We start from the raw sequence: 17408 nt of genomic DNA on the forward strand, positions 1-17408 counted from the left end.
CAGGATCAAACTCTCCATAAAAGGACTTTTGACGGCAGGTCCCTGCAACTGTTAACGTCAGCCGTAGGCTGATTGTTCAGTTGTCAGGGTTTCCGTGAGGAAATCCCGAGAGTCAAAATGTCCAACCTTATCAGAGAGCCATATGGCTCATTTCCTTGCTGGTTTGTCTCCCGAAAGCCGAAGCTCCCGATCGACGATTCCAATTACGCTCGATGTTCAGTTTTCAAGGAACAAGGTCTATCTTCGCGATCGGTCTCGCAAACGAGCCGACAGCGATTAATCATATCAGCTTCTGCAAAGCGTGTCAACCGCTTTTGTCGAAGCCGGTCAAAACTTCGTGAATCGCGCACCCTTTTCGAAGGGGCGAGAATTAATGTACCACAAGGCGCCTGCCCATTGCAACAGGTATTAAATCCCAATTTCGAATTTCTTTTAAACGAAAGTTAACCCCCGCCTCTCCCTCTCTTTAAACTCGGATCGTTATGATGCTCTAGGAATCCTGAGTTTCCCGTTCAAACCATATCCGAGGTGATTGCAAGCATGAAGAAAATCTTCCTTTCCGTCTCCCTTTCTATCTCCCTGCCCTTCGCTTTAACCGATCAAGCGGCTACGGCGGCGATCCCGAACGCAAGTCCGCCATCAGTCGCAGCGGCAGCGCCTGCGTCCGTCCAATCCGCGGTCATACCGCTTCGGGAATTGTGCGATTGGATAGGCGTCCCGATCCGATGGGATCCCGTACAACACGCGATTCTTGCGGAAGAAGGAGATAATCTTGTTTCCGTCCGTCTAAGCTACAATCATGAATTCGTCGTGGAAAAGAACGGACAAGCGCTGCAAGCGAACGGAGGAATCGAGCTGAATGGCGGAACGACTTTTCTTAGCCACGAGGCCCTGAAAAAGGTGTTCGGAATCGACGCCGTTTGGTCGAACGGCCACCCAGTCATCGCTACCGGCGACGCCAAGTCCCGGGCCAACGCTTTCCTGACCCGTCTCCAGCAAGGGGATACGGATGGCGCTTTTTCGCTGGCATCGGCCGGGTTCAAAAAGGGGTCCATCCCCGAAGGAACGCTCGCCTGGATCCGGCAACTGGGCGAATCTCCCCGCTCGACGCGGGGCAGCGTAAGGACGGACGCGGTTCATACTACCGTGACGATCTCGTATCGGACGCCTCAAATGTCCTCCGACATTGAAATCCGGCTGAATCCGAACGGCCAAGTGGACGATCTATACCCGAACCTGCATATGACGGGCTACCGAGCTCCGTCCTACGATCTCCCCGAATTCTATACGGAACAGTCCATGACCGTCGGAGAAGGCGATCATGCGGTCGAGGCCCGGTTGACCCTGCCAGAGGGGAAGGGGCCGTTCCCCGTCGTCATTCTCGTGCAAGGAGACGGCGAATTGGATGCCGACAGCACCGCTTTCGCCCAGAAGCCGTTCCGCGATTTGGCGGTAGGACTTGCAGGCAAAGGGGTTGCCGTGCTGCGCATGCCCAAAACGACAAGGGAACATTTCGTCCAACTGTCCTCCCGCTATACCATTGAAGACGAATTCGTCGATAATACGCTCTTGGCGGCCAAGCAGCTGACAAGCCTGCCGGAGATCGATTCGAGCCGCATCTATGCGGCCGGCCACAGCCGCGGCGGCTGGATGATCCCCCGCATTCTTGCCCGCGACTCGGACCAACTGCTGGCCGGAGCGATCGTCTTGGCCGGAGCCGACCCGAGCTATTCGGAGATCGAGTCCTACGATCACCCGGAACTTGGAGGTATGATGTCCGTCGACGAAATCGCTTATTACCGCAAAGAGTTGAAATGGGTGCAGCAGCCGAATTTCGATCCGTCGAACCCGCCGAAGGAGTTCGATTTGCCGCCTAACCCTTACTGGTGGGCGGACATTGCCGGATACGAACCGAAGGAAGAGGCGAAGCTGCGCAACGTTCCGATGCTGATTTTGCAGGGCGAGCAGGATTTTCAAGTACCGCTCGCAAGCCTGCAAGGTTGGAAGGAAGCCTATGCGGGAAGAACGAATGTGGAATACCGCACTTATCCGAAGCTGACGCATCTTTTTACGGAGGGAACGTTGGATAAAGGGCTTCAAAACTACATGTCGCCCGAAAACGTAGATCCTCAGGTCATAAGCGACATGGCGGATTGGATCGATCAACGCTCGCATTAACGCGGACGACCGTGCAAAAAGGCGGCCTCTCCGATACCGGAAAGGCCGCCCGCATTATTTTCAAAGGCCCAGCAGCCGGGCAAGCTCCTCTTCGTCCTCCAGCACGGCAACGCCCAGATCGCGCGCCTTCGTCAGCTTGCTGCCGGCGCTCTCGCCCGCGATGACGAGATCCGTCTTCTTGGACACGCTGCCCGATACTTTCGCTCCGAGCGCTTCCAGCCTCTTCGCGGCTTCGTCGCGCGTCATGGTCGTCAGCGTGCCGGTCAGCACGACGGTCTTGCCGAACAGCGGATGACCGGCGTCGGCCGCTTCGGCCGCCGGGCGATCCGCTTCGGCCCTCACGCCCGCCGCCCTCATCCGGGCGATGCTCTCTTGTACGAGCGGATCGCGGAAAAAGCTCGCGATGCTCTCCGCGACGATGCCGCCCACGTCTGGCAGGGCGATCAGCTCTTCGGCATCCGCCGCCATCAACCGGTCGAGATCGCCATAGTGATCGGCCAGCGTCTTGGCGGTCGCCTTGCCGGTGTTGGGAATGCCGAGCGCATTCAAGAAAGCAGCCAGGTCGCGCGTCTTCGATTTCTCGATCGACGCCAGCAGGTTGCTCGCCTTCTTTTCCCCGAACCGCTCCAGCTTGACCAGATCGTCCGCGGCCAGACCGTACAGGTCGGCCGGATCGTGCACGTTCAACTCCTCGTACAGCTGCTCCGCCGTTTTGCCGCTGAACGTCTCGATATCCATGCAATCTCGCGACGCGAAATGCGTAATGCGCCCGACAACCTGGGGTTTGCAGCCCAGCCTGTTGTTGCAGAACAGATGCGCTCCCCGCATCTCCAGCGGGGAACCGCAGCCGGGACATACCGTCGGGTAGACGATCTCCCCGCCGACTTCGCTGTCGTCCGCCTTGCCGAGAATTTCGGGTATGACGTCGTTGGAGCGCCGAATGAACACCCTCGTGCCAAGCGCCCGGGTCAAGTTCTTCCGTTCGATGTCGCCGATATTGTTCAACGTGCAGTTTTGTACCGTTACCCCGGCCAACTCGACCGGCTCTACGCGGGCGAGCGGAGTGATCTTGCCGGTGCGCCCGACTTCCCACGACACCGATTCGAGGACGGTCGTCGTCTCCTCCGCCTCGAACTTGAAGGCGATCGCCCAACGAGGGAACTTGTCGGTGTAGCCGAGCGCTTCGCGAGTGGCGAAATCGGTAATTTTGACAACGGCGCCGTCGATCAGGTAATCGAGCGTATGGCGCCTGTCCGCGATCGCCGCCAGTTCCTCTGTCAGTTCGGAGAAATCGGCAAAGTAGCGGAGATAAGGGTTGACCGGAAAATGATTCTCGCGCAAAAAATCCATCATCTGGCGATGGTTCGTCAGCCGAACGTCTCCCTCCAGGAAGCCGACGTTGTAAAAGAAGGCGTCCAGCTTCCGCGAAGCCGTCGTGCGCGGATCGAGGTTGCGCAGCGCTCCCGCCGCCGCATTGCGGGCGTTCTTGAGGGGCTCGGCAGCCGTCTCGTTGTACTTCTCGAGCACGGACAACCGCATGTACCCTTCGCCCTGCACCTCGAACGTTCCGTTCGCAAAAGGAACCGTCAGCGGAACCGACCGGATCGTCCGCACCTGCGCCAGAATGCCCTCTCCAACCGTGCCGTTGCCGCGAGTGGAAGCCTGAACCAGCTCCCCGTCCCGATAGGTCAGGTTGAGCGTCAGGCCGTCGTACTTCAGTTCGACGACATACTCCGGATCCGGAAGCGGTCGCTCCGGGTTTTTCGCGTTGAAGTCGGCGATCAGCTTCTTCACCCGCTGCTCCCAAGCCGCCAAATCGTCGGCGTTCTGAGCCTTGTCCAGGCTCCACAGCCGCGCCAGATGGCGATGCGGCTCGAAGCCTTTGAGAATCTCGCCGCCGACCCGGCGGGTCGGGGAGTCGGGCAGCGTCGTGCCGGTCTCCCGCTCCAGCGCGGCCAGTTCGTCGTACAGCGCGTCGTACTCTTTGTCGCTGACGGTCGGGCTGTCTTGCGTGTAATATTGGCGGCCGTACAAATTCAATTCAGCCACCAGCGAGCGCATGCGATCCAATGGTTCCGTCATGGAAAGGTCGGCTCCTCTTCATCGATATTTAAACGGGAAATTCGCTTCAAAAAGCTGTCGGGGTCGAATGTTACCCCCAGTCTAAGATACGGTACGGCCGCGCGTCAACGAATCGCCCGGTTCTCCAGCCGATCCCGGAAACTGCCGAGCAAAATATGCAAACCGTATTCGAAATGCTCGTCCGTGTTCAGGCTTGCCATATAGGGCGCAAGGCGAAAGAGGGTCGGATATTGTTCGGGCGGCAGCTGGCTTAGAACGTCGCGCGAACGGCTCGTCTCCTCCGGCGATGCGTTGGTTGCGCGCGTTTCGTTTTTGACGAAGGAAAGCACGTAATCGTTCACCAACATAGAAGCCATAACGATCTCCTCGGGCGGAAAGCCGGCCTGAACGAGACTTTTGAACATGGCTTCCATCAACAGAAGCCGATTGGGCAGGAGCGGCGGCGTCTCCATCAAGATTTCCGCGGCGTCGCGAATCGACAGCAGAACAGCGCGGTATTCCCTTGCAAAAGCGAGCACCTGGTCTTGCCAAGGCAGATTCGGATCCGGCAGACGCAGTCGGCCGCAAATGCTCTCGCTCAGCAATTGCATAAGCTCCGCTTTGTCCCGGACGTGCCAGTACAAGGAGGCGGAACGGATTCCGAGCGCTTCCGCCAGCCGGCGGGTCGTCAGCTGCTGGAGTCCCGATTCGTTCAGCAGCGTCAGGGCGGTTTGAACGATTTTGTCGATATCCAGCGTTTCTCGGGGATTCGAGCTGCGCCGGTTCTGTTCTTTGCTTTTTTTCGTGGCCATCGCGACGACCTCCCTTTGTCATTGTACTGTTTTTCGCCCAAAAAAATAAGATGGCGAAGCCTCTTGACAGAGATACCCGAAGCCGTGGTAACCTATCGGTGATAGTTCATTGGCTATCAATGATAGGTTATAACATGGGGAGGGTGTTCGATTATGAATAACGTCATTTCCCGCGACGGTACCGGGATCGGCTACCGACAGCTTGGCAACGGCCCGGGGCTGGTGATCCTGCATGGCGCCATGGAGTCGTCCCGAAGCCACCTCCAGCTTGCCGAAGAGCTGGCCGACTCGTTCCGCGTTTACTTGCCGGATCGCCGCGGCCGCGGAGGGAGCGGTCCGTACGGCAAGGACCACGGCATTCGCAAGGATGTCGAAGACTTGGAAGCGATCCTAGCGCAGACCGGCGCCCGCTTCGTATTCGGAGTGAGCTCCGGCGCCATCATCGCCCTGCGGGCGGCGATGGAATTGCCGGCTATCCAAAAAGCGGCCATTTTCGAGCCCCCATTGTCGGTTAACGGCTCGGTATCGACCGATTTCATGCCGCGTTTCCGGAAGGAGATCGCCGAAGGCAACGTCTCGTCCGCGCTCGTCACGGGTATGAAGGGTGCGCAAATGGGGCCTCCGATCTTCAACTCCCTGCCACGATGGCTGCTTAAGCGGCTTACGGAAATGATGATGGCAAGCGAGGACAAAAAAGCGCAAGACGGCGACGACACGTTCAGAAAGCTCGCTCCGACGCTGGACTACGACTTCCGGCTCGTCGAAGAAATGAGCGATTCCTTGGATCGTTTCAAGGCGATGCCTTCCGAAACGCTTTTGCTTGGAGGCGGCAAAAGTCCGGCTTATTTAAAAACAGCCCTCGACGCCCTCGAGAAGATTCTGCCGCATGTCCGACGCGTCGAGTTTCCCGGGCTCGGTCACGGCGCTTCCGGCAATGCCGACCGCGGAGGGCGGCCGGAACGGGTTGCGCCGGAGCTGCGCCGTTTTTTTAATTCGCCGGGAGCTTAAAGAAAAAAGCCCGAATGGGCTTATGATTTCGACGCTTTCATGGATTCGACTTCTAGCATCGTCGCGCTCAGATCCGTCTCGAGAGCGGTCACGCGCCTGGAAAGGCTCTTGAACTCCACCCGGGTCTCATGGCGGAAATCGTTCAACTTCTGGTCCATATGCTTCAGCATGCCGATGACATCTTCGTTCTGGCTCGTTTCGATGCGGTCTAGCTGCTCCTTGACCTGGCTCATGTCCGTCTTGAGCTGCTGAACGTCTCCTTTGAGTACATGTACGTCTTCTTTAAGTCCTTGAACATCCGTCTTCAGTACCTGCACGTCTGTCTTCAGTACCTGCACGTCTGCTTTTAACTGATTAACATCCGTTCTGAGCTCTTGCAGTTCTTCTTTGACCGGTTGAAGCTCTTCCCTGACGACGGATCGCAAAGCTTCGACGATCGATGAATCCATGGGTCATCTCCTCTCGCGATTCGATTCCTGCATCCATTTTATTATGAGAACAAACGTTCGTCAATCATAAAGAATCCGTTCATGCAGATTATACTTTCGTCAGCGGTGCAAAAGCCGCCAGCAGCCGCTTCACCCCGACCGGCGCCGGAAACGCGATCTGAAGCTCGGTATCGTTCCCGCTCCCCTTCACCGCCACGACCGTGCCCACGCCCCACTTGGCGTGCTGCACCTTATCGCCGGCGGCGACCGCCAGCCCGCCGCCGCCCGAACCCGCGGCCGTCGCCGGGGCGCCCGGCTGCGGCACGACGCGTGCGCCGCCGGCAGCCTGCGGCCGGCCGGCGATGCCGCCTGCGGCGGGGCGGCCGCCGAACCCGCCGGCCGTCGAACCGGGCGCGCCCGCTCCCGGCCGCGCGCCGAAGCCCGGGCGACCGCCCGCCGCCCCGAAGCCGGGGCGGGCGAGCCCGTAGCCGCCGAACGCGGTCGGACTCTGTCCGCCGACCGCCTGCTTCAGCTCCTCCGGAATCTCCCGGAGGAACCGCGACGGCGCGTTGCTCTTCGTTTGGCCGTAGAGCAGCCTCATTTTCGCGCAGGTCAAGTACAGTCTCTTTTCCGCGCGCGTAATGCCGACGTAGGCGAGCCGCCGCTCCTCCTCCATCTCCTCGTTGTCCATGAGCGCCCGGTTCCCCGGAAAAACGCCCTCTTCCATCCCGACGATAAACACGGCCGGAAACTCCAGTCCTTTCGCGCTGTGCATCGTCATGAGCACGACGGCGTCGTCCGCGTCCTCTTCCTCGTCGTTCATCGAATCGATATCCGCGATCAGCGCCAGATCGGTCAGGAACGCGACGAGCGACTTGTCGTCGTTGCGCTTCTCGAACTCCTGCGTAACGGAGAGGAATTCCTCGATATTTTCCAGCCGCGCCTTCGATTCCAACGTATTCTCCCGCTGCAGCTCGAGCCGGTACTCGGTCATTTCCAGCATTTTCTCCGTCAACTCGGTCACCGACAGGTAATCGACCATAGCCGTCAGATTGGCGATCAAGTAACGGAATCCGGACAGCGCCGTCTTGGCCCGGGTTTGAATATCCACGTTGTACAAACCGTCCCCAAGCAGGCCGTCCCCTTCGCTCAGCAGGCGGTAGATGGAAATGCCGCGTCGCTGCGCCTCCTCCTGCACCTTGGCCATCGTCGTATCGCCGAGGCCTCGCTTGGGCACGTTGATAATCCGGTTCAGGCTGATGTCGTCGTCCGGGTTGGAGATCAGCCTCAGGTAAGCGAGAATGTCCTTGATCTCCTTGCGGTCGTAGAACTTCGTGCCGCCGACGATCTGGTACGGAATTTCCGATTTGATCAAAATTTCCTCGATCACCCGGGACTGCGCGTTGGTCCGATAAAGGATGGCATGATCGCCGTACCGCATGTCGTTCTGCCGGTTGCGCTTGATCTCCCCTGCGACGAAATACCCTTCCTCGTGCTCAGAGTCTGCCTGGTAGATGGCGATTTTGTCGCCGCCCTTTTGTTCGGTCCACAGGTTTTTGGCTTTGCGGCCCATGTTGTTCTTGATGACCTGGTTGGCCGCTTCCAGGATGTTGGACGTCGACCGGTAGTTCTGCTCAAGCAGGATCGTCTGCGCTTCCGGATAATCCTTCTCGAAATTCAGGATGTTCGTGATGTCCGCGCCGCGCCAGCGGTAGATCGACTGGTCGCTGTCCCCGACGACGCAAATATTGTGGTGCTTGTCCGCGAGCAGGCGGCAAAGGACGTACTGTGCCCGGTTCGTGTCCTGGTATTCGTCGACGTGGATATATTTGAATTTGTTCTGGTAAAAGTCCAGCACTTCCGGAACGTCCTTGAACAGCTGGATCGTCAGCATGATCAGGTCGTCGAAATCGAGCGAGTTGTTGCTTTTGAGGCGGCGTTGATACTGGGTGAACACTTTGGCGACGATGCTCTGAAAATAGTCCCCCGTGCGAGACTCGTACTGTTCCGGCGTGACGAGCTCGTTTTTGGCGCTGCTGATGGTGGCCTGGACCGCTTTGGGCTCGAACTTCTTCGTGTCGATGTTCTGCTCTTTCATAATGTTGCGGATAACCGACAGCTGGTCCGCCGAATCGAGAATGCTGAAGTTCGAGGTAAAACCGATCCGCTCGATGTCGCGCCTTAAGATGCGCACGCACATCGAGTGGAACGTGCTCACCCAAATGTCGCGGCCGGACGGTCCGACCAGCTTGGAGACGCGTTCCTGCATCTCCCGGGCGGCTTTATTGGTAAACGTAATCGCCAGAATGCTCCAAGGGGCTGCTAGCCGCTTGGCAATAATGTAGGCGATCCGATGCGTCAGCACGCGCGTCTTGCCGCTTCCCGCTCCGGCCATGATGAGCAGCGGGCCGCCGGTGGCGACCGCCGCCTCGCGCTGCCTCGGGTTCAGCTTCTGGATCGCTTCGTCTATGTTCACGTGATCGGGTTCGGGTCGGTGATCCGGTTCAAAAAACATGGTCCTGCTCCTTTACGCTGTTTTTCACGGCGGGGACCGTCGCGAGCGCGGCCGGCAGGTCGTCGTAAACGACGTTGCCGACAATGACCGTGTGCGCCGCTGCGGCCGCCTCTCGTGCTTGCTCCGGCGTGCGGACGCCGCCGCCGTAGAACAGGCGCGCCTGGCTCAATCCGTCCCGCACCTTGCGCACAAGCGCCATATCGCCGAACGTTCCGCTATATTCCAGGTACAATACCGGTACGCGCCACAGGCGGTCCGCCAGTTGGGCGTAGGCTACGGTTTGCGCGGGGGTTAGGTCCGCCTCCGCTTCGGTAAGCCGCGCCACGGTCGCCTCGCCGTTGAGCACAATGTACGCCTCGCCGGCGACCGACTCCCACGGCATCAGGCGGCCGTAGTCGGCGAGCGCCTCCGCCTGCCGGCCGATCAGCCATTCCCGATGGGGCGTGTTGAGCACCATCGGGACGAGATAGCCGTCGAATCCGGGCACGGCGCCGGCGGGATCGGTGAGCTCGCACGCGCACGGCAGCTCGTACCTCCGAATGCGCGACAGAAGCTCCACCGTGTTGTCATAGGTAACGCCGCTCGACCCGCCGACCAGAATCGCGTCGGTGCCGGACAGACATACCCGTTCCAGCGCCTCGTCCGCGATCGGCCGGTCCGGGTCGAGCTTGAACACATGCCGCCACTCGGCATAAAAAGAAGGAAACGAGATCATGCGTTCCTCCATCGCTTTTACCCCTAGTCTACAGGAATTCTCGGCTTCTTCCAAGGTGGGGGTTGCATCCTCCAATAGATTGCCTCCTCCATGTTCACTCCGTGCACTTGCTGACACCTACCGCCTAACTTCCCCATCTCTAATTTCATCCCGTGCACTTACAGCCACTCGCAGCTCAGCTTCACCAACTCTAAGTTCATCCCATGTACTTATAGCCGCCCGCCACCCAGCTTCATCAACTCTAAGTTCATTCCATGCACTTACAGCAGCCCGCCGCCAAGTTCACCAACTACATGTTCATCACATGCATTTGCATTTGCCGATAACTTCGTTCTCACATCCCTAAGCTCATACCGCCAGCTAACAGATTTTTGCCGTGCCTCTACGTACCTCAAGCCTCTAACGTTCCAAGTTGCCTGCCATAAAATAGCTTTTTCCCTTCTCGCTTATCACAAATGAGGAATACCGAATGGAACCTTTTCCCAGAGGCAAAAGCAACTTTTGGTTAACCATCCGATGAAGCAAGCGACTTGTCGCTACCCGCTTCAACCTCAAGCATTCACCAGCTTCGTTCAAGGTGAAAACTCCGTTTCGAGACAAAGCAAAGCGAAGAACTTCCCGCTCGTATACAGGCAATTCATAAAGCCGAGAAACCGGAGAACTACCGTACCTTCCCAACAGTTCATAAACGGTTCTTATGCAAGTTTCGGGCTTTTTATCCAACTCGTCATAGCTGAACGGAACAAACCGAAGCCCGTGCATGGAGACTGTTCGCATCCGCATTCTCTCAAAAGAAAATCGATCGCGAGTAAGCCTTTCGGCATGCGACACAAAGCCATCACTCTCAAACGCAGCCAATAACGGTGGGTAAAAAGCATCGACGTATATTTTTACGCCTGACAAACTAATCAGTTCGTACTCCAGAACAAACCCGTCCAGAGAGCCGAAAACCGGAAGCAGCACTTCCTCCGCCAGTTTCCGGGTGCCTGTCAGGTCTCGGCCGAGCATCTCCAGCCGTTGACCGGACGCTCCCCGCTTCTGTTCCTCAAGAAAAGTGTCGAACCCACCCTTCCGTACTGCGAGCTTCTCGTGCATGCCGTGTATCCTCCTTGTTTTGTTGACTTTGCCATCCCGTTCGAAAAACAAAAAGCCGCTAGCTCCCGTCCAAGGGAGACAAGCGGCATGTGCTTCATGCGAGTGAGAAAACGTAGAATGGTACGTGTTTCCGTTTTTTAGCCTAACCCTTCAGCTTCTCGATCAGATAAGCGCGGAATTCCTCGCCCAGATCGGGGCGTTCGAGCGCGAAGTCGACGATCGTCTTCAGGTAGCCCATTTTCTCTCCGGTGTCGTAGCGATTGCCTTCGAAGGTGTAGGCGTAGATCGGCTCGCGCTCCAGCAGGCGGAAGATGGCGTCGGTCAGTTGAATCTCTCCGCCGGCTCCGGTGTTCTGGGTCTCGAGCAGATCGAAGATGGCCGGGGTCAAAATATAGCGCCCCATAATCGCGATATTGGAAGGTGCATTCTCTGCAGCAGGCTTCTCCACGACGCCCCTCACCCGGATGAGGGACGAGTCGGGGTCCGAGGAGGGATCGGGATCCACAATACCGTAACGGGACACGTCCGTATCCGGAACCCGCTGCACGGCCAGCACGCTGCTCTGCGTTCTCTCGTACACGTCCATCATCTGCCGGAGACACGGAGTCTCCTCCGATTGGACGATGTCGTCCCCGAGCAGCACGGCGAACGGTTCGTCCCCGATGAACTTGCGCGCGCACCAGATGGCGTGGCCCAGCCCTTTCGGTTCTTTCTGGCGGATGTAATGGATGTCCGTCAGGTCGGAAGCCCGCTGCACCTCGGACAGCAGGTCGAATTTGCCTTTCTGCAGCAAATTCTGCTCCAGCTCGTAGTAGCTGTCGAAATGGTCCTCGATCGCGCGCTTGCCCTTCCCGGTTACGATCAGGATGTCCTCGATGCCGGACGCGACCGCCTCTTCGACGATATATTGAATGGCCGGCTTGTCGATAATCGGCAGCATTTCCTTCGGCATGGCCTTGGTCGCCGGCAAAAACCGTGTGCCGAGACCTGCGGCGGGTATGATCGCTTTGCGAATTCTCAAATGACTGCATCCTCTCTCTATCTAACGAATTGTTCGCATCCAAAGCCAAGTCCGGCCCGCAAAATGGGGTAAAAGAAGCGGCGGAACGAACGCGAACGCGAGGAAAGCCAGGCAATCCGACAATGAATTCTCCGAATTGTCTAAGCCCCCGTACCCTGCTCCTCGTTCTGCGCCCTCCGCCCGCTCTCGTCCGCGGCGCCCGACAGATCGGGCGAATTCGCGGGCAGCCGCCCGACGCCGATGCAGACGACGCCGCTTCCGTTCAGGGCGTCCGCATCCAGGGCGTTGCGCCCGTCGAGCAGGATCGGCCGGTTCATCCAGCTTCTGAACTCTTCCGCCCGGATCCGGCCGAATTCCGGCCATTCCGTGACGAGAATGGCCGCGTCGGCGCCGCGCAGCGCGGCTTCGGCCGATCCGTACAGCCGCACGGCGCTGGGCAGCGCGCGCTTCATCGCCTGGCTCGCGGCCGGATCGTAAGCCGTCAGCGAGATGCCGGGATGGCGGCGCAGCAGTTCCTGCGCCAGCCGGACCGAAGGCGCCTCGCGCATATCGTCGGTGCCCGGCTTGAAGGCGAGCCCCAGCAGCGCGACTTTGCGGCGGGACGGCCAGGAAAGCGCGGCTTCCAGCTTGCGGATCATGCGCAGCGGCAGCGTCGCGTTCGCGCGGATCGCGGCCGCGACGAGCGTCTGGGGCGCGCCCGCCTCGTCCGCCAGGCGCACGAGCGCGCGCGCGTCCTTCGGCAGGCACGAGCCGCCGAAGCCGAGACCCGCGCCCAGGTATTCCGACCCGATGCGCGGATCCAGTCCCAGAATGCGGGCGATGGCCGGATAATCGGCGCCCGTCTGCTCCGCCAGCGCCGCCATCTCGTTGGCGAACGACATTTTCACCGCCAGATGGGCGTTGGCGGCCAGCTTCGCCAGCTCCGCGCTTCGGCGGTCGGTGGCGACGATCGGGGCGGGCAGGGCGCCGTACAGCCGCTCGACGATGGCGAACGTCTCCGCGTCGTCCGAGCCGATCACGACTCGCGCCGGCTCGAAAAAATCCCGGACCGCCTGCCCCTCGCGCATGAACTCGGGAACCGACGCGACGAACAGCTCGCACCGTTCCGGCAGGCGCGCGCGCAGCCTCGCTTCCAGCCGGTCGGCCGTCCCGACCGGAACCGTGCTCTTGACCACGATCGTTCTTCGGCCGCCCATCCATTCGCCGAGCCGGTCCACGGCCGCCCACAGCGGCTCAAGACGCATCAGCCCGTCGTCCCCGGCCGGCGTTCCCACCGCGAGGAAGATGACCTCCGCTTCGGCCGCAAGCCGCTCCGGGTCGGAGCTGAACCGAAGATGGCCCGCGGCCGCATGGCGGGATATAAGCGCCTCCAGATCCGGTTCGCGATAAGGTACGAGCCCTCTGGCCAACTGGCCGACCTTGCCCGTGTCGATATCGCAGCAATCGACCGTGTGCCCCAGCTCCGCAAACCCTGCCGCCGTCGTCAAACCGACGATTCCCGCTCCCATTACCGCCAACCTCATGAACCGCTTCCTCCCATTTCCTGATCTTATTGTAAAACAAAATGCCGCCCGTGGCGACAAATGTTGAACAGAGTCATATCTCGCGGGCTGCTCGCGAACGGTTCCCGCCATATGGCGATTGTATCACCGGATGGTTTGGGGAATGTCAACGCGGTCGATTTTTTACAATTCGTCCGGCCAGGAAACGGAATCCGCGTATTTCTTTGGGGGAATTCCCTCCAATCGCTTGAACAGCTTGCTGAAATAATAAAGATCGCCGATGCCGACCCGCTCCGCGACTTCCTGCACAGTGAACTTCCGCTGCCCCAGCAGCCGCTTGGCCTCCTCCATCCGCAACCGAAGCAAATATTCCGATGCCGATCTCCCCGTCGCCTGACGGAAGATCGTCCCGAAATATTTCGGAGTCAGCGCCGCGCGTTTGGCCAGAAAAGCCGTGCCGATCCGTTCGGCGTAATGCTCCTCCATATAAGAGATCGCGTCCAGCACCAGGTCGGCGTGAGCGTGGCCGATGCGCACCCCTTCCTTCGTGACGAGCTCCCGCTGAATCAACGCGAGCAGCCGGAGCATCGCGGACTTCAGCCAAAGCCGCGAGTCCGATCTCGATTCTTCGAACCGCATTCGAAGCTCCCGGAACACATCGTAGAAGCTTGGAACGTCTTCCGGCGTCATTTTCTCGGGAATCGTCATTTCCGCCAGCTCCACCGCGGGCCTCTCGCCCAGCCGGCCTTCTCCCGCCGTATCCGCCCCTTCGGTCTTGCGGCCCAGATAAACCGAATAAGGCGAGAATTCGAACCCTTCCCCCAGAAAAACGTAATCGAAATGGACCGCGAAGCAAAGGATCGGTCCGCTCGTCGAGACCGTCATTTCGTTGATCAGGTGCGGACGGATGTGCAGCAGGTCGCCGGCGCGCATCTCGTAAACCCGTTCCTCGATCCGCAGCGTCCCTTCGCCGCGAACCACATAGATAAACTCGTAGTCGTAAATATACCGCTCCGCGCCCCTTACGCCGGCTCCGATCTCCACTTCGTGCACGTAACGGACGTAAGGCGACAGCGAACGGTAATCGACTCGCAGCGATTCTCTCATCGGGTCCCTCCTTCCAATCGATTCGACTTTTTTACAAAAAGTCCGGATTTCCCTCCATCGTTCCAACGCTCTTCTTTTATTATGATGAATCCAATCCCTGATTCAAGGAGGAAATCCGATGAGTACGACTGTCAAAACGCAAACGCCGATTACGCAAGAGCATATCGACTTTTATCGGGAGAACGGTTTCGTGAAAGTGGACGATATGCTGACGCCGGAGGAATTGGCCGAGCTGCGCGAGTATCTGGAGGAGGCCATGCATTCGGAAGGAGATCGTTCGGTCAACACGGACAAGAAAGACGGGCTCTACTACCGGGTGCTGAACCAGAAGGTCAACGTTTGGCGGGACCACGCCGGCATGGGGAAGTTCAGCTTCCACCCGCGTTTCGCGCAATCCGCGCTGGAGCTGTCGGGGGCGGCGGGCATCCGGTTTTTCCACGACCACGGTCTTTGGAAAATGCCCGGCGATTCGAAAGCGACCCCCTGGCACCAGGATACGCCGTATTGGCCGTTTAACGAAGCCGAAGCGGGCGCGATGTCGATCTGGATTACGCTCGACGACGTGGACGAGCGGAACGGCTGCATGGCGTTCGTGCCGAAGTCGCACCGGCTCGGCAAGCTGAAGGGCATCGATCTGGCGAGCCCGCAAAATATTTTCGACTACGTGGAAGGCGGTCAAACGACGGTCCAGCAGCCGGTGGTCGTGCCGCTGCGGGCCGGAAGCTGCACGTTCCACAACGGTCTGACGTTCCATTACGCGCACGCCAACAGCACGGATCGGCCGCGCCGCGTGCTGGCGATCATTTACGTGCCGGAAGGCGTTACGTACAGCGGAGCCAAGCACGTCGTAACGGACGGCACCGGCTTGCAGACCGGCGAGCCGATCAAGGGGCCGCGGTTCCCGCTGCTGACCGGAGCCGGCAGCTAGAGCGGGCGCGAGGTACGAGCCGGTCTCGGATGACGGCTCGGTGATGGAATCGCTGCCGAGGAGCAAATGCCAAGGCCCGCCTTCGGAAGGCGGGCCTTGGGCTTGGGCTTCAATGGAACGCGCGGCTCGTCGCCGGCTACGCTCCTTCCCCTTCGAAAGAGCCTTTCATGTGATATTCCATCGAAGAGGGATCGATGGCGTCTTTTCGCCGCTGATAGCGATATTCCAGCGATACCCTCAGCCGGTCCGCCGTCCGGTTGTCCAGCGCCTTATGGAGGGTCATCCCGTGGAACAGGAGCAGGTCGCCGACCCGAAAATCCGCCGTCAGCCAGGGAAGCCCCAGCTCGTCGCATTTCTCGTGAGGGATGCCGTGACCTCCCGTTCCGCTCATCGGTTCATGCCGCAGAAAGCCGAGATGGTTCGACTCCGGCATGACCGCGAGCCCTCCCATCTCCTCCGGGCAATCCCCGGCGGCGATCCAGCTGGTATACGTATCCGGCGTTCCTTTAATATAGAAATGGTCCTGATGCGGCGGAGTCGTGTTCAGAAAGCTCTGCGGGAACGTAATGCGGCCGATGCGGCGTCGATGCTCGACCAGTTCGGCATCCAGCAGCCCGGTGTAAAGCAGCGTCAGCACGGGATTGCGGCCGAACGCGTTAAAGCTCGGCAATTCCAGAATCCGCCGATACAGCGGGGACGTCTCGAACTTTCGCGATTCCGGAAAAGGCTGTCCCGAGTAGCGGCCGTCCCGCAGCGGCGCGTTCCGGTCCACGAAGCCGTACTCGTCCGCGATGGACAGCATATCCTCGCGAATCCGAAGCAGTTCCTCCGCATCCAGCAGTCCGCGGAAGAACAGATAGCCTTCCTTTTCCAATCGCTTCCTCAGCTTCGGCATGTCGTGCAGCAGTTCCATCGAATCCCGCAGCTGTCCCATCGTCTTCTGCGTCATCTCGATCCGCTCCTTCAAATTTGATTTTTACGTTTCGTTCTCCTTAATCGTAAACGGCTTTATCGCCGTTGTATTTAGAGCGAACTTCATGAACTTGATCTTTATAAAGAAAAATGGGGGGCTAGAAGATGAACATCGGATGGGAGACGTTGAATCCGGTCGTGTCTTACGCCAATCGGCTCGTTTGCGATCCTGGCTTTTCATTCGGGCCCCGGGTTATTCGGGACCATCAGTTTATTTACGTGGCGGCGGGACGGGGCCGCTCCGATATCGGAGGACGGCGATATGCCGCGGAGGAAGGAGATTTGTTCTACTACGGCCCGGACGTTAAGCACCGTTTTGAGGCGGACGAGACGGAGCCTTTCATCCTCTATGGGCTTCACTTCGCCCCGATCGGCGACCTTCCGGCTGCGGGCGCGGTCCCGTATCGGCAGCCCGTGGACGTAAGCTGGGGAGAGCCGGAAGCTGCGAACGAATCCGGCCTTCAGCTGGGGGATGGAGCCTATCCTTTTCAAGTGCCGGAGCGGACTCGGCTGCGTCCTTCCTTCGCCGAGCCTTTTTTCGCAGCGGCGGCGCGGCATTACCGTACGGCCGACGCGCTTCATCATCTGCGCAACCGCGCGCTGCTGATCCGTTTTTTGACGGAGCTGTACGACTGGGTCTGCCGCGAGAACGAACAAAACGATCCCGCCGCGCCGCTGCTGGAGTCCGTCCGAACACAGCTTCGCGAGCGCGCGGCCGAGCCTTATCGCCGCGAATGGCTGAAAGAATGGACCCACTATCACGAGAACCACGCAGCGGCCCTCTTTTCCCGGTTGTACGGCCAGTCTCCGCACGACTACTTCCTCGACTGCAAGCTGGAGTTGGCCAAAACGCTGCTGCTCGCCGACGGCCTCGGCGTCGAGCAGACGGCCCGCCGGCTGCATTTCGGCTCGATCCACCACTTCACCCGTTTGTTCAAGCGCCGCATCGGCTGTCCGCCCAGCCTCTTTCGCCGGATGGACAGGATGGTTTAAGGGGAGGGGGCATCGGGCCCTCCAGGCTGTCCACGCAGCACTGTTAGCCGATTTTTTCGGCTATCGGCATCCT

At 59.4% G+C, this 17408-nt stretch carries 14 protein-coding genes; 4 read left to right on the forward strand and 10 right to left on the reverse strand.

Annotated elements, in window-relative coordinates; all coding sequences use genetic code 11:
* Nucleotides 1-540 precede the first annotated feature (540 nt).
* Entirely contained in the window at nucleotides 541-2178 is a 1638-nt protein-coding gene (locus H7C18_RS14700) for an alpha/beta hydrolase family protein (protein ID WP_185129841.1), read from the forward strand.
* Between the two features lie 60 nt (nucleotides 2179-2238).
* On the opposite strand, the gene ligA is transcribed toward H7C18_RS14700, so the two are convergent.
* Nucleotides 2239-4260, reverse strand: a complete 2022-nt coding sequence (ligA, locus tag H7C18_RS14705) for an NAD-dependent DNA ligase LigA (RefSeq protein ID WP_185129842.1) — start codon at nucleotides 4258-4260, stop codon at nucleotides 2239-2241.
* 104 nt (nucleotides 4261-4364) lie between these two features.
* Nucleotides 4365-5051, reverse strand: coding sequence for a TetR/AcrR family transcriptional regulator C-terminal domain-containing protein (locus tag H7C18_RS14710; RefSeq protein WP_185129843.1), 687 nt, complete (start codon nucleotides 5049-5051; stop codon nucleotides 4365-4367).
* A gap of 153 nt (nucleotides 5052-5204) precedes the next feature.
* On the opposite strand from H7C18_RS14710, the gene H7C18_RS14715 reads away from it, so the two are divergent.
* Nucleotides 5205-6059, forward strand: a complete 855-nt coding sequence (locus tag H7C18_RS14715) for an alpha/beta fold hydrolase (protein WP_185129844.1) — start codon at nucleotides 5205-5207, stop codon at nucleotides 6057-6059.
* 20 nt (nucleotides 6060-6079) lie between these two features.
* Here the strand turns inward: H7C18_RS14715 and H7C18_RS14720 are convergent, their stop codons facing one another.
* The 7 genes from H7C18_RS14720 to H7C18_RS14750 all read right to left on the reverse strand — a co-directional run bounded on the left by H7C18_RS14720 (nucleotide 6080) and on the right by H7C18_RS14750 (nucleotide 14442).
* The gene (locus H7C18_RS14720; protein ID WP_185129845.1) at nucleotides 6080-6508 is read right to left on the reverse strand and encodes a hypothetical protein; all 429 of its coding nucleotides are present in this window, start codon (nucleotides 6506-6508) and stop codon (nucleotides 6080-6082) included.
* An 88-nt stretch (nucleotides 6509-6596) separates the two neighbouring features.
* On the reverse strand, nucleotides 6597-9002 hold the full coding sequence (gene pcrA / locus H7C18_RS14725; protein WP_185129846.1) for a DNA helicase PcrA: 2406 nt from the start codon (nucleotides 9000-9002) through the stop codon (nucleotides 6597-6599).
* Entirely contained in the window at nucleotides 8992-9729 is a 738-nt protein-coding gene (pcrB, locus tag H7C18_RS14730) for a heptaprenylglyceryl phosphate synthase (RefSeq protein WP_185129847.1), read from the reverse strand. Before pcrB ends, pcrA begins: the two co-directional genes overlap by 11 nt.
* 387 nt (nucleotides 9730-10116) lie before the next feature.
* Nucleotides 10117-10812: a helix-turn-helix domain-containing protein gene (locus H7C18_RS14735; RefSeq protein ID WP_185129848.1), complete on the reverse strand. Its 696-nt coding sequence runs from the start codon at nucleotides 10810-10812 to the stop codon at nucleotides 10117-10119.
* A gap of 142 nt (nucleotides 10813-10954) precedes the next feature.
* Nucleotides 10955-11833 carry a UTP--glucose-1-phosphate uridylyltransferase GalU gene (gene galU / locus H7C18_RS14740; protein ID WP_185129849.1) on the reverse strand — a complete coding sequence of 293 codons (879 nt, stop codon included), beginning with the start codon at nucleotides 11831-11833 and terminating at the stop codon, nucleotides 10955-10957.
* Between the two features lie 140 nt (nucleotides 11834-11973).
* Nucleotides 11974-13356, reverse strand: coding sequence for a UDP-glucose dehydrogenase family protein (locus H7C18_RS14745; RefSeq protein ID WP_185129850.1), 1383 nt, complete (start codon nucleotides 13354-13356; stop codon nucleotides 11974-11976).
* Nucleotides 13357-13518: 162 nt separating this feature from the next.
* Nucleotides 13519-14442, reverse strand: a complete 924-nt coding sequence (locus tag H7C18_RS14750; protein WP_185129851.1) for an AraC family transcriptional regulator — start codon at nucleotides 14440-14442, stop codon at nucleotides 13519-13521.
* Nucleotides 14443-14560: 118 nt separating this feature from the next.
* Between H7C18_RS14750 and H7C18_RS14755 the strand changes: the two genes are divergently transcribed.
* Nucleotides 14561-15370 (forward strand): phytanoyl-CoA dioxygenase family protein, encoded by an 810-nt coding sequence (locus tag H7C18_RS14755; protein ID WP_185129852.1) that lies wholly within the window; start codon nucleotides 14561-14563, stop codon nucleotides 15368-15370.
* Between the two features lie 136 nt (nucleotides 15371-15506).
* On the opposite strand, the gene H7C18_RS14760 is transcribed toward H7C18_RS14755, so the two are convergent.
* Nucleotides 15507-16319, reverse strand: a complete 813-nt coding sequence (locus H7C18_RS14760) for a phytanoyl-CoA dioxygenase family protein (protein WP_185129853.1) — start codon at nucleotides 16317-16319, stop codon at nucleotides 15507-15509.
* Between the two features lie 128 nt (nucleotides 16320-16447).
* On the opposite strand from H7C18_RS14760, the gene H7C18_RS14765 reads away from it, so the two are divergent.
* A complete protein-coding gene (locus H7C18_RS14765) occupies nucleotides 16448-17335 on the forward strand; it encodes an AraC family transcriptional regulator (RefSeq protein ID WP_185129854.1) in 888 nt (295 codons plus the stop codon).
* Nucleotides 17336-17408: the final 73 nt, after the last annotated feature.

The sequence above is a fragment of the Cohnella zeiphila genome, assembly GCF_014212055.1.
GTDB lineage: Bacteria > Bacillota > Bacilli > Paenibacillales > Paenibacillaceae > Cohnella > Cohnella zeiphila.

Excerpts from the sequence above, each read along its gene's own strand:
- H7C18_RS14720 (WP_185129845.1), bottom strand. The coding sequence starts at position 6,508 with ATGGATTCATCGATCGTCGAAGCTTTGCGATCCGTCGTCAGGGAAGAG.
- H7C18_RS14745 (WP_185129850.1), bottom strand. The coding sequence starts at position 13,356 with ATGAGGTTGGCGGTAATGGGAGCGGGAATCGTCGGTTTGACGACGGCG.
- ligA (WP_185129842.1), bottom strand. The coding sequence starts at position 4,260 with ATGACGGAACCATTGGATCGCATGCGCTCGCTGGTGGCTGAATTGAAT.
- H7C18_RS14765 (WP_185129854.1), top strand. The coding sequence starts at position 16,448 with ATGAACATCGGATGGGAGACGTTGAATCCGGTCGTGTCTTACGCCAAT.
- H7C18_RS14760 (WP_185129853.1), bottom strand. The coding sequence starts at position 16,319 with ATGACGCAGAAGACGATGGGACAGCTGCGGGATTCGATGGAACTGCTG.
- pcrB (WP_185129847.1), bottom strand. The coding sequence starts at position 9,729 with ATGGAGGAACGCATGATCTCGTTTCCTTCTTTTTATGCCGAGTGGCGG.
- H7C18_RS14700 (WP_185129841.1), top strand. The coding sequence starts at position 541 with ATGAAGAAAATCTTCCTTTCCGTCTCCCTTTCTATCTCCCTGCCCTTC.
- pcrA (WP_185129846.1), bottom strand. The coding sequence starts at position 9,002 with ATGTTTTTTGAACCGGATCACCGACCCGAACCCGATCACGTGAACATA.
- H7C18_RS14715 (WP_185129844.1), top strand. The coding sequence starts at position 5,205 with ATGAATAACGTCATTTCCCGCGACGGTACCGGGATCGGCTACCGACAG.
- H7C18_RS14750 (WP_185129851.1), bottom strand. The coding sequence starts at position 14,442 with ATGAGAGAATCGCTGCGAGTCGATTACCGTTCGCTGTCGCCTTACGTC.
- H7C18_RS14735 (WP_185129848.1), bottom strand. The coding sequence starts at position 10,812 with ATGCACGAGAAGCTCGCAGTACGGAAGGGTGGGTTCGACACTTTTCTT.
- H7C18_RS14710 (WP_185129843.1), bottom strand. The coding sequence starts at position 5,051 with ATGGCCACGAAAAAAAGCAAAGAACAGAACCGGCGCAGCTCGAATCCC.
- H7C18_RS14755 (WP_185129852.1), top strand. The coding sequence starts at position 14,561 with ATGAGTACGACTGTCAAAACGCAAACGCCGATTACGCAAGAGCATATC.